The following is a 12,471-nucleotide window of genomic DNA, read 5'->3' as shown; positions in this document are numbered from 1 at the left end:
TTGCGACTGCCGCAACAGCAGCGGGGGCGAGCCTTGCCAATACTGGCCAGGCCTATACCATCACCGTCAACAGTGGTACCGCAGCAGGCACGTATGTGTTCCAGAATTCGGGCAGTAGCGCAACAGCCGTGGATGGCAGCGACTTTATCGTCAAACTGGGTGGCACCACAGGCAGCATAGTAGCCAGTGACTTTGGTATTGCCAATGCCGTCAGTGTCACTGCTGGTGGCACGTTCAATGGTGTCTCTGGCGCCAATGATATCTTCATGTCCAGCATTCCTGGGCTCAATGGGACGACCATTGCTGGTAATGCGGCAGATACGGATGTACTGACCCTGACTACAGCGGGCACTTTTAATATCAATAATGGCAGCACCGGTGGCACTATCAGCAACATCAAGGTATTGAATCTGGCTAATGGCACCAATGTCTTCGCCTACAACACATCGGCAGGTTTCACCACCATCAATGGCGGCTCTGGCGATGATACCTTCATTCCCAACACAGCCTTGTTGCCTATCGTTATGAATGGCGGCGCGGGTACTGACACTATCGCGCTGACAGCAGCGTATGCTGCCACAGCTTCCGGTTCCGGCAGCTTTGCCAGCAATGTGACCGGCTTTGAGAAATTGCGCCTCACTAGTGTCACCAACCAGACCATAGACTTGCAGACCCTGGGTAACTATAGCGACGTTACTTTCTCTGGCGCAATCGGACTGACATTGAGCAACCTGCCCAGCAATGGCAATATCACGCTGATTGGTACAGGCACGGCCGTTACCCTTACCAATGCTGCCTTTGCGGGTGGTGTCAATGATGTCGTCAACCTGACGCTGGCGGATAGCAGCTCTTCTGGCGTTTCTTTTGCGACCACCGGTGTTACTGCATCCGGCGTCGAGACCGTCAATATCAGTGTCAACGACACCCAGGAAACACCCACAGGCGCTTTCAACGACTCACTGACCTGGCTGGGTAACTCGGTCAAAACCATCAATGTGAGTGGCAATGCAGGGCTGAACCTGTCATCATCGAGCACCGCGCTGACAAACGTTGACGCCAGCGGCATTACCCTTGGTGGCTTTACCTGGACATCCGGTGCCCTGACAGGCACGGCTACTGTCAAAGGCAGTGCCAGCGGGACCAATACCGTCGATATGATCCCTGCCAGGGCGAGTGTTAACTACACTGGCGGTAGTGGAGACGACAATGTGTATTTCAGTAGCAATATTTCCAATACGGCGTCCTTAGGCAACGGCAATAATAGTCTGTCACTCGGTGGCGGTACCATCCTTGGTACTTATACCGCTGGTACAGGCACTGACACGCTGATATTCGCCGATTGGGTTACGGATATCAGCAATGCGACGATTACCGGTTTTGAAAATCTGTCTTCGCGCTCTGGAATGCTCGAAATCACGGCAACCATAGACCAGATGTCGCAATTTACCGGCGACCTCAGTTTAGTAAGGGCACTGACCCTGGCTACGGCTGGTAGCTTCAATGCCTTTGGGCGTATACCCCTTTACTTCCTCGCCAATGGCACCAACTATTTTACGTCAAACGATTGGGTGGGCCAAGTGATTGGTGGATCAGGTAGCGATACTATTAATTTTACGGCCGACCAGATCACCTCCCGCTCGCCCTGGGTGGATGGCAGCGATGGTACGGATACCCTCAATATCGGCGCGACCACCACCCAGAACATTGACCTGAGTACCAGAGTCTCGAATATCGAAACCATCAACGTGGCTGGCAGTACAGGTACAGCCAGCTTCACCAACGCGAATGGTGCAGGTGTCACATTGAACTATACCAAGAGCACGGGTAACAACACCATTACCCTGGGTAGTGGTGGCCAGACCCTGAACCTGCTGGGTTCCAGCTCTGCGGCGACTACCATCACCGGTGGTGCGGCGGTGGATACGATTAATCTGCAGACCGCTGGTTCAGGCTCGGAAACATTGATAGAAACTGGGGTCAATATGTCGAACAGGACCAAGATAGACGAGGTGGCAAATTTCAATGCGACGGGTACGGATTACTTCAAGACCGGTTTCAATGCGACAAGTTCGAATGGCCTTTACAAACCTACTGCATCTTTGTCCGACTATCTGACTGTCATTGCCAATACGCTGGACCCTTTTTTTGTGGACGCTGCTCAGTATTTCTTAATCACGATAGCGGGAGGCTCGGCAGCAGGTACATATTTGCTGCAGAATACTGGTTCAGATCTCAACCGGTTTGACGATACCGACTTCTTTGTGAAATTGACCGGTACGGTTGGCCAGATCACATCTGCCAATATGATTGCATAAAGACACCTACCACTGCGTTTGGTAGGCGTCGCTATTGCAATTTATTTGCTCAACAAACTCCTTGATGATTCTATTTCGCTCTTCTTCACTGGCATTCATTGCTTGAGAAGTAAGAGCGACAAGAGTGACGTTATATGAGGAAATTTGCATGTGTTGCGCCTTAATGTTGATTTGCACTGAAAATTGACTTTGGGTCATAATCCAGCGCAAATTAACACATATGTGTTCGGGCATTAAAGTTCAGAGTTAAATGAATTTCGACATTTCGACAATTGTCGATGTTCATTTAACTCTGGACTCAATAATTTTAAATATCAACGACTTACCTTTTTGTAAGAGATTTGTTTTTGAAATAAAAAACCATCTAACTCTGAACCTTCATGGGTTTCGTTCAGCTAACTCTGAACTTTCCTGGGTTTCGTTCAGCTAACTCTGAACTTTTCGTTTTACCGATTTTTATTCAAAATTTTCGGTCGCCTCTCATTCATGTGCCAGCTACCGTTAACCGGGCATTTGTGTTTGCGGGCGATCGTCTCGAAAATCGGCAGGAAACGGATTGCCCATAGTTTGATCGACTAATTGTCAACCGAGACACCATGCTCGTCCATCATCTCCTCCAGATGTCGGTAGGTCAACGGGCAAGCCACATTCCAGCGGATGCATACCAGGATCAAGTCGATTGGAAAACGCGATCCTTTGAAGTCGAGCATATCGATTTGTCCATTATTGAAAATCCGCAATCTACTTGGTCTGCCCGGCAGAATCCGCTAATGCGACAGAACCCTGCTTTAATCAGGTTGACCATCTGCTCGCGCACTAAGATAGACGGGTAGCATCATGGCGATCCAGCATGCCAGCAGGGCAAGCCAGGCTGTTGCGGAAGCGATGATGAGTATATCCAATGAAAGCAGACTGGCCAGAATGCGCAGCAAAGCTGCAAGATGTAGTCCCAGGTATATGCACCATAATAAATTCGATACCTGCAATGGCCGCCCGCTGTGGCCATAAGTGACTCTGCTGACAAAACCAACCAGCATGGTTCCCATAAAGCCCAAAGCCAGGGCATGTACGGACGCCGATCCTACTGCCGTGCCAAATGCACCCGCAGCCTGTAGCGCGAATACGATTGCAAGCCAGGCAAACGAGAAGTGCAACATTGCCAGCATGCGATTTGCCAGGCTGCGCAACAAGCCCCAGCGCCAGGACGTATACATGAAGCTCAGGCTCATGACGGTTGCCGTGATTGCTTCCAGCATACGCCATTGCATACTACCGCTTAGTACTAGCAATGCGCACCCGCTCAACCACGTGCCTAGTAGCCAGTAGGGGCGCCAGATGATATAGGGTTTGAGCACGTTACCGCTAAAAAATGGCAACATGCGGTGACAGACAGTTAAAAACACGGGAAGTAAAAAGCCAAAGAAGGCGAATTGTCGTGCAATTACCCAAGCCCCAGACCAGCCGCCACTCCATATCAGTGTCGCTGCCAAAGCACTTGCACCGCCGCACATGGCAAGGAAGATAGCTGCCGCATGTTTTTTATCTGCTACCGTACTGCGTCGTATCAAGCTGCCCCAGCGCCAGGTCACCGCCAACCAGGCGCATAGCATCAGGGCAAAACCTGAGCTGCGCAAAGCAGGCAAGCCCAGGCTGGCAGCCAGCATGGCCAGTAGCAGGCCGCAAAAATAGGTGGCACCATGCAGCAAGAAATAATCATCCTCAGCGCTGACTGACAACCATTTTGGACCCGCTGTAAAAGTAAAGCCCAAAATGAACAAGGGGAAGACACCGAGTGGCATCAGCAAGGCGTGCAAAGGTATGGCCATGGTTTGCGGATGCTGCAGTTGCAACCACCACCATAAAAACAGGATGAGGACGGACACAGCGCCGAGAAAGAAATACAGTCTGTGCGGGGCAGTTGCAAGACGTTTCATGATCATTGATCCGGTAAGTAAGCGGGCATTAGAAGCACCCACAAAAATTAAGGTCTGCCATCATTCTTGTGGCTCTACGGCACACAATGGCTGTAACGCATATTCAACCAGCTGCCAGATTTGCTGCGTCTCATCGTCCGTGGCATCTGCATGAAAACGCTTGCTTGCGCCTTGCTGATTGAGCACCAGATGAACATCAGGGGCAACTCCAGCTTGTCGCAGGCAGGCTTTGACGCAAGCCAGCGCGCAGCCATCCAGTGCGAGGATGGGCCTGCCAGATTGTGCCAGCCTGACCAGGCTGACCACGCCACCGCCAACGCCGCTGATACATGACATTTGCGCCTTTTGTTCGCGGTCTAGCCGTACTGCACAGTCATTGGCCAGTTGCGCAACACTGGAACATCCTGAGCAGGCATACACTAGCGGTAGTTGATCTGTTTTCATCACATGGTCTCACCTGCGTGCATGAAGTGCTGGGCGAACTGGCCTAACCAGGCGGGACGCTCGCTGGCGTCTATCCAGTATTTGACAGCGATGCCAAGTTCGGTGTCACCTTCCATCTTTAAACGACGACGGAAGAACAGGGTGTCTGCATCTTCCTGGCCAGTTACCAGTTTTAAAAAATCCATGGCGCAGGCAGACAGGCTGACATCTGGCTGGGGCAGAGATGAAAGCGGCTTGAATTTGCCCTGGTCGCAATAAAAACAAAGTGACAGTCCCAGGTCTTCTACCTTGATACGAAAACTCTTGCCATACAGGCTCTCAGGCGCAACCAGCAATGCACGCCGCCTGGCCAGTTCAAGTATCAGCATCAAGGGCGCATTCGCCAACTGCACTGGCAAATAGCTGCCCAGAGTTTGTATGCTTTTAGAAAAACGAAAATTACTCAAATCCATTTTATATCATCCTTGTTAGCTGATCTGTTCGCCAGCCAACCATTGCATGCCGGGTTTATCAGTCCAGTAGCCATTGCTGCGCTGTGCATGTGGTGGCAACAAAGTTTCATTGATCCTGGCACCCGTACTCATTGCTCTGGCGCTGTCAAATGCAGCGATCACTGCTGCCATGCCTTGTGCCTGCGGTTGCAGGCGCAAAATATCTATCTGCATGGCGGCCAGTTCTGGCAATTGCGCACCCAGGTCAAGGCAACTGGCGCTCTGGGTCTGTATGCCGTTGATGGTCAAAAAATCCTTGCCATCGCTGGTTGCCAAAGGCAAACCGTCGGGATATTGTTCACAGCGGAATTCACAACTGTCCTTGCGCAAGCGGTGATGCCGCGCCGTGAAACAGCGTGATGAAAACGCCAATGCAAGACGCCCCCACACCTGTACTTCAGTCTGCATCTGCAGCATCCGCTCGGCACGCTGAAGTTGCAAGGCAGCCAGGTCATCACGCCCCATCTCTATCGGCGGTAAAAAACGGCTGGCACCCAGGCTGGCCAGCCATGCCAGCGTGTCTGCATGGTAGATGTTCAAATGCGGGCCAGCGACAAAGGCCTTGCCCTGCATGGCACGCACGGCGCTAAAATCATTGGCTTCGACCAAAAAATCCTCGGCACAGGCGCGCTCTATCATCCTGTGCATATTGCGCCTGTCAGCTTCGCTGTCTATCAGGGTCAGGCTGGATAGCACCACTTGCTTGCCTGCAGCACGTAATTCTTTTCCCAGCGCCAGCCAGTCATCCAGTTTCATCAGATGGCGGCGTGAACAAATGACTTCACCGAGATAGACAATATCGACGGGCCATTGCATGGCATCGACATAGAAACTTAAGGTATCTTGCTTCGACCAGTAATAAGCCAAAGGTGCGAGAGAAAGCAAAGGTCTCGTTGACGGTAAGCTGGCAGACATATTCATTTCCATGGACGGTCAAAAGCCCCCTGAGTCACCTGTGCACCTTCGGCATGGCGAGCAAGGCTGGTTTGCCAGTCGGTACGGGGTGTATAACGTTCAGGGGCGCGTTGTGCTGCATCGAGTGCTGCGCGCAAGGTGCCCACAACCTGGCTGACGTAGTTGGGGCTGCGCTGGCGGCCTTCTATCTTGATGGCGGCTACCCCCATATTGATGAGCTTGGGTAGCAAGCCTATTGCATTCAGGCTGCTTGGTTCTTCCAGTGCATAATCTATTTCACCTTCGACTTCGAAGCGCCCTTTGCACAAAGTCGGATAACCGGCTGCTTCGCCTGGTGCATAGCGGTCTATCAGGGTTCCGCCAAGGCGGGCATACATGGTTTTATCTTTCTCTTCCCAACTGACCGCATGGGCTGGCGAACAAACACCTTTGTTGTTCGGTGAATCACCAGTGACATAGCTGGACAAAAGACAGCGTCCTTCGGCCATGACACACAGGCTGCCAAAACCGAAGACCTCGATTTCCACACTGGTCTGGCGAATAATTTTTTCTATCTCTGACAGAGTCAGGACACGGGGCAGTACGGCGCGTTTGATGGCAAATTGCTCGCGCATGAGTTCAATTGCGTCCAGCGTACTTGCCGAGCCCTGTACGGACAAGTGCAGGCGTAAATCAGGGTAACGATCACGGGCATAAGCCATCAAGCCAGGGTCAGCCAGTATCACCGCGTCTGCACCCATTTGTACCGCAGTATCAATTGCCGCCCGCCATTCGGCGACAGCGCGTGCTTGCGGATAGGTATTGATGGCAAAGAGAATTTGCCGGCCACGCGCATGGGCATAGGCAACACCATGCCTTATGTCATTGTCGCCAAAGTTAAGGCCGCCAAAATTGCGTGCATTGGTGGCGTTGCGCAAACCAAGGTACACTGCGTTTGCCCCTTTATCTACCGCTGCCTTCAAGGCAAGCAGACCACCGGCAGGAGCCACCAGATCTATAGGTTTCATGCATCAGATGGTAATGAAAATTATTCGCAAGGTCATTGTGCTGGGTCAAGAAATCGCGATCCCTTCATGCCTTAAGCCAATGCGTGAACATTTTTCTGATAAGACTTGAGTGCTTCTTCGGACGCTATATGTATGCTGGCACCACATACCTTGATCAAATGCTCATTCATCAACTGGTGCAAGACACGGGACAAGGTTTCAGGAGATAAATTCAGTAGTGAGGCGACCAGGTGTTTTTTGAGTTCAAGACGGATGTCATTGCTATGCTGGGAGGCAGATAGCTGCAAGAGATAATCGATCACTCTCTGGGTGGCATTTTGCAGGGAATAACGTTCTACATTGCGGATAAAACCCAACAGACGATAAGACAAGCCTGCCAGCATTTGCCGGGACATCGACGGTGAACGGTCAAGTAATTGCAGCAGGGCATGGCGGGGAATTTTCAGCAGCAGCGTGTTCTCCAGGGCTTCTGCATAAAAGGGGTAGGGTTCGTCCAGGAACATCATGGCTTCACCCAGGCTTTGTCCGCCACGTATCAGTTCGAGGACTTTATCATTGCCTTGCGATGAAGGCAGGCATAACTTGACCAGGCCAAAAACCACGATGTAAGTGGCTTCTGCCATATCGCCTTTGTGAAACAGCATCTCGCCCTTGTCCAGCTCCAGCTTGACCACTTCTTTTTGCAGTTCGCTGACATCTGCGTGTGCGATATGGCGGAACAAGGCATGATTTTGCAGCAGGCCCAATAAATTTATTTTCGTCATCACAGATCTCCGGCAAACTGATTGAGATCAAGTGTAGAAGTGATGCGGTGATATGCCTATACGCCGGGAGGACTAGGCCGCTGCTGCAAATGGATGATGAGCGTCGGGATGTTTAATTTTTATCCATGCCATGTTCGACTGCATACACAGCAATCTGCACACGGCTGGTCAGATTCAGTTTCTTCAAAATATTTTGCACATGGATTTTGACTGTGCTTTCTGCGACATCCAGATTGCGGGCAATTTCTTTATTGCTTTCACCACGTGCCAGGCAGACCATGGTTTCGCGTTCCCTGGGGGTCAGTTTTTCTTTTTTGGGGATATTGCTCTGATTAAGTCCTGAGCGAAATTGCATGACCAGCTTGGCTGTCATGGATTCGGCAATCACAGGCTCACCTGCGGCTGCACGTTTAATAGCCTGCGTCAGATAATCTGCTTCTATATTTTTCAATAAGTAACCGCGTGCGCCATTCTTTAATGCAGTCGTTAAGTCCTCGGCCTCTTCGGAAACGGTCAGCATGAGAACTGCAGTATCTGGCAAATCTTCGACGATGAGTTGCATGGCTTCCAGGCCAGATAGCCCTGGCATGTTCAAGTCCATCAAGACGACATCGGGACGTAATTGCTTGGCCCGTTTGACGCCATCAAGACCATCCACGGCTTCACCGACCACCTCAAACTCTGGATTACGCTGTAACAATAAGCGCACACCACTGCGAAAAAGAGTGTGGTCATCCACCAGTAAAATCTTGATAGGCATTGATATCCCGTGCTTTCCGATACTTATAAAATGAGCTTATGCTACCAGACGTTCTTGCCGCAATAGTTCAAGCGCTATGGTGGTGCCTTCACCAACCTGGCTCTTGATATCGAATTTTGCAGCCAGCCGTTCGGCTCTTTCCTGCATGATGCGCAGACCTACATGTGCATCACCTTTTTCGTGGACTTTGTCCATGTTGAACCCTTCGCCATCATCCGTCACGGTCAGGGAGAAATCCCGCTCATTCTGTACCTTGACCCTGACTTCGCTGGCTTGCGCATGCTTGCGCACGTTCGATAAAGCTTCTTGCAAAATGAATAGCACTTGTAATTGCTGTTCAGGTGCAAGAGGAGCGCCATTGCCGACAAACTCAATCTCACCATGCACACCAGTCTGACGCTGGAATTTGCCGACGACGTTGCGCATTTCTGATTCCAGGTTACTGTCTTGCAAGCGGGTGCGGAAATTAAGCAATAGCTCCCGCACGTCTTCATAGCTTTCCTGCACTCCAGCGCGGAGCATGGGAGTGATATCCTTGATTTCTTCTACATCGTTGCGACTCAAGGAATCCTCCAGCATTTGTACTTGCAGGTTCAGGAAGTTCAAACCTTGGGCAATGCTGTCATGCAAGCCTTGCGCCAACAGATTACGTTCATTCGATACGGCAAATTCTTTTTCTCTGGCGATCAGCCGCTGGTTTTCAATAGCGATACCCAGGTTTTTACCCAGGGTTTCCAGCAGGCGTCGTTCTTCGCTGGTGATGTCACGTTCCTTGGAAAAATGTAGCGAGAAGCTGCCTATGACTTGTTCGCGCGCCAGTATCTGGAAAACCGCCAATGAGAAAAAACCTTCTTCCTGGCAGCGGTAACGGCGTTGCTGGTCCATCTTGCGGAAGTCCCTGACGATGATTATGCCCTGATGGGTAGCCGCGCCGCACAGACAATCATCCTTTTTGATGCAATGTTCCTCTTCTATCATTTGTTCCGAGATACCTTCATGCACCGTGATATGCAAGTTATCGCTGAGGTTATCGAGTATGCGTACCGTGCCACCATCGGCTTCTATTCTCTGCATTATCCTGTGCAGGAACCCGCGACATAATTCTTCTATCGCATGCGGCCCTGCCAGGAATCCGGCAATTTCATACAAGGTGCTGATCTCATGATTTTGGTCTTGCAGCCTGGCGGTTTTTTCTGCTACGCGTTCTTCCAAAGTGCGGTGCACGCTTTGTACATGGTCAGCCATCTGGTTGAAGGCTTGCGCCAGGACGCCGAACTCATCTTCTGTTTCAATTGGCAGGCGCACGCTCAAATCGTCCTTGGACATGCGCGCGATACCTGCCTGCATGCGCGTGACCGGACCGACTATCCACAGGTACAGCAAATACAGCAATGCAATACTGGCCGCCAGTGACATGAAGATCAGTACGGTCTGGCATAAGCGCAACCAGGTGGTTTTTTCTGCCAGTTCAACTTCTACCAGCGATACCAGTTTATTGATGGTTTCCACAAAAACAGGTAGTTCTTCTCTGTACAAGACAAGTGCTGACTGCTTATTTTGCGGATCTTTTTCCGTCAGTACTTTTCGTGCATTGACCTGTATATGCTGCTGCCATTCATTTTGAACCAATAGCATTTGCTCATGAACAGGCTTGGACGCGGGCAAGAACAGGGGCCGTTTGGCGTCGCCCGTTTGCAAGTCGTTCAAAGTGCGATTGAAGTCCTCAAGTTCATGCTCTATTTTCATGGCGACCTGATCATGTTCAAGTTCCATCGCCAATCTGTAAGAACGCATGCGCAGACTGCCTGCTTCATTGATTGCTGCACCGCCCCCCTCCAATTGCCATGACAGCAACAAGGTATAGCCAACTGCTGCCAGCGTAAGGCCCAGGCCTATCAGCGTCGTCAGTAGTATCCTGAAAGTCAGGCGCTTGCCTACTGGCAAGGTATGGGGTGAGCCTGATATAGGGTTCATGATGGGTACTTTAGCTGGTATGGGTCAGACGAGTCAGGGCTGGTGTCAGAGCTAGTATAGGCGCATTGCAGACCATTCTTCATGGTTCGCTATAAGAGACTTCTTTTATGACGGCCTTGCTGGCAATGTTCAGGGGGCATACCATGGGTAAAAACGTGTCAGAACGTTCTGAATAGGCCAGCAAGGCACCGTTGCTCATATCAAAATACCAGCCATGCAAAGCAATGTCGCCTCTGGCCTCACGCTCGGATATCCAGGGAAAACTGCGCAGATTATTCAAGGAATTGATGATTGCGCCCAATTCGCAGGCACGTATCTGTTCCGATTCCGAACAATTCGCCAGTTGCTGCAGCACTTGCTGCTTGACTGGTTCAACTATCTTCATCCAGCGGCCTATGAAATCTATCTTGCGACTGGGCTGGTAACCCTGCATCAGTGCCCGTATGCCGCCACATTTTTCATGGCCCATGACGATGATGCGTTTTACATTCAGCGCCTCGACGGCAAACTGTATGGCCGCACTCACGCCATGCTGTTGTGCTGATTCATTGCAGGGTGGTACCAGGTTGGCGACATTGCGAATCACAAAAATATCGCCAGGATCGCAATCGAGCAACAGGGCGGGGTCTACCCGTGAATCGCAACAACCTATCAATAAGGTGGTGGGATTCTGGCCGTGATTCAGCTTTTCAAACAGGCGGTCTTCTCCTGTGAAATATTTGCTTTGAAAACGCTGGAACCCCTCTATGAATTGCTGGATATTTCTGACTTCCATACTTTACTCCATCATTCTGCTAGCCGCCAGTTTGTGACATGAAGCGGATAATTTTATGTGGTTGTTCCTTGAATTCATGGCGCTCCGGCTTTAATTCTATCGCTGTCCGTATGGCAGCATCAAGTTTCTGGTCACTGATACCGGCGCGCAGCAAGGGGCGCAGTTCAAACTTTTCTTCCTGCCCCAGGCACATATACAAAGTACCATCTACCGACAAACGCACGCGGTTGCAGGTGGCACAAAAGTGCTGGCTGATGGGAGAAATAAAGCCTATCGTGCCTTTGCTGTCGCCCGTCGTCCAGTAACGGGCCGGGCCACCACCGAGTTCTGCCGCTGCGGGGACTAAATTAAACCGGCTGACCAATTGATCGCGGATCGGACCTATATCCATATACTGGCTGTTGCGCCCAGTCTCGCCCATGGGCATGGCTTCGATCAGGCGCAAGATAAAACCTTCTTCAAAACAGAATTGCGCCATGCGCATGATTTCATGGTCATTGATGCCACGCATTACCACCATATTCAGCTTGATAGGGTCGAACCCCGCTCGCTTGCCCGCTTGCAGACCAGCCATGATGCTGTCGAAGCTATCGCGCCCTGTAATTTTTTCTGTGCAGGCCCGGTCCAGGCTATCCAGGCTGACATTGATGCGGCGTACGCCTGCATCGTGCAAGACTTGTGCATGCTTGTGCAATTGGGTCGCATTGGTGGAAAGCGAAATGTCTTTTAGCCCTGGCAAGCCCGATAACTGTGCCACCAGTTGTGGCAAGCCACGGCGTAACAAAGGCTCGCCACCGGTCAGACGTACACGCCCTACACCCATGCGTGCAAATGCGGCAACAACCCGGGCAATTTCATCAAAACGCAGCCAGTTCTCAGGCTCTTCAAAGCCAGAAAAACCTTTGGGCATGCAATAACTGCAACGCAAATCGCAGCGGTCAGTGACAGACAGGCGCAAATAACTGACCCGGCGGCCAAAGCGGTCTATCAGTGCTGGCGCAGTTACAAGTGTGGTTGAAGGAGGGGCAGGAGTTTCCATACCTGCATTGTGGTTGGAGACTTGCGACAGCACAATTCGCCGCCAAGCTAAAG

The 12,471-nt window shown here is 51.2% G+C and carries 11 protein-coding genes and 1 pseudogene; 1 reads left to right on the top strand and 11 read right to left on the bottom strand.

Going from position 1 to position 12,471, the window contains the following annotated elements; all coding sequences use genetic code 11:
* Positions 1-2,315, top strand: a 2,315-nt coding sequence (locus tag ACO0LN_RS29000; RefSeq protein WP_422980011.1) for a beta strand repeat-containing protein, incomplete at its 5' end; no start/stop codon positions are given.
* A 464-nt stretch (positions 2,316-2,779) separates the two neighbouring features.
* Here the strand turns inward: ACO0LN_RS29000 and ACO0LN_RS28995 are convergent.
* The 11 genes and pseudogenes from ACO0LN_RS28995 to moaA form a co-directional block, all read right to left on the bottom strand.
* Positions 2,780-3,025 (bottom strand): annotated as a pseudogene (locus ACO0LN_RS28995) (IS6 family transposase); the annotation flags it as partial.
* Positions 3,026-3,103: 78 nt separating this feature from the next.
* Positions 3,104-4,249 carry an NnrS family protein gene (locus ACO0LN_RS28990; protein ID WP_422980009.1) on the bottom strand — a complete coding sequence of 382 codons (1,146 nt, stop codon included), beginning with the start codon at positions 4,247-4,249 and terminating at the stop codon, positions 3,104-3,106.
* Between the two features lie 60 nt (positions 4,250-4,309).
* On the bottom strand, positions 4,310-4,693 hold the full coding sequence (locus ACO0LN_RS28985) for a putative zinc-binding protein (RefSeq protein ID WP_422980007.1): 384 nt from the start codon (positions 4,691-4,693) through the stop codon (positions 4,310-4,312).
* Complete coding sequence (ubiT, locus tag ACO0LN_RS28980; protein ID WP_422980005.1) at positions 4,693-5,145, bottom strand: ubiquinone anaerobic biosynthesis accessory factor UbiT; 453 nt, start codon at positions 5,143-5,145, stop codon at positions 4,693-4,695. Before ubiT ends, ACO0LN_RS28985 begins: the two co-directional genes overlap by 1 nt.
* A gap of 15 nt (positions 5,146-5,160) precedes the next feature.
* Positions 5,161-6,099: a U32 family peptidase gene (locus ACO0LN_RS28975; protein ID WP_422980004.1), complete on the bottom strand. Its 939-nt coding sequence runs from the start codon at positions 6,097-6,099 to the stop codon at positions 5,161-5,163.
* 2 nt (positions 6,100-6,101) lie between these two features.
* Positions 6,102-7,106 carry a ubiquinone anaerobic biosynthesis protein UbiU gene (ubiU, locus tag ACO0LN_RS28970; RefSeq protein WP_422980002.1) on the bottom strand — a complete coding sequence of 335 codons (1,005 nt, stop codon included), beginning with the start codon at positions 7,104-7,106 and terminating at the stop codon, positions 6,102-6,104.
* Between the two features lie 71 nt (positions 7,107-7,177).
* The gene (locus ACO0LN_RS28965) at positions 7,178-7,870 is read right to left on the bottom strand and encodes a Crp/Fnr family transcriptional regulator (protein WP_422980000.1); all 693 of its coding nucleotides are present in this window, start codon (positions 7,868-7,870) and stop codon (positions 7,178-7,180) included.
* Between the two features lie 112 nt (positions 7,871-7,982).
* Positions 7,983-8,630, bottom strand: a complete 648-nt coding sequence (locus tag ACO0LN_RS28960; protein WP_422979998.1) for a response regulator — start codon at positions 8,628-8,630, stop codon at positions 7,983-7,985.
* A 36-nt stretch (positions 8,631-8,666) separates the two neighbouring features.
* Positions 8,667-10,604, bottom strand: a complete 1,938-nt coding sequence (locus ACO0LN_RS28955; RefSeq protein ID WP_422979996.1) for a type IV pili methyl-accepting chemotaxis transducer N-terminal domain-containing protein — start codon at positions 10,602-10,604, stop codon at positions 8,667-8,669.
* A gap of 79 nt (positions 10,605-10,683) precedes the next feature.
* Entirely contained in the window at positions 10,684-11,379 is a 696-nt protein-coding gene (locus ACO0LN_RS28950) for a carbonic anhydrase (protein WP_422979994.1), read from the bottom strand.
* Positions 11,380-11,398: 19 nt separating this feature from the next.
* On the bottom strand, positions 11,399-12,418 hold the full coding sequence (gene moaA / locus ACO0LN_RS28945) for a GTP 3',8-cyclase MoaA (RefSeq protein WP_422979992.1): 1,020 nt from the start codon (positions 12,416-12,418) through the stop codon (positions 11,399-11,401).
* Positions 12,419-12,471 lie beyond the last annotated feature (53 nt).

The organism is Undibacterium sp. TC9W, assembly GCF_049339865.1.
In the GTDB taxonomy this organism is placed as follows: Bacteria; Pseudomonadota; Gammaproteobacteria; order Burkholderiales; family Burkholderiaceae_D; genus Undibacterium.
The sequence above is the reverse complement of the archived record's forward strand: the minus strand, read 5'-3'. Positions and strand labels throughout refer to the sequence as shown.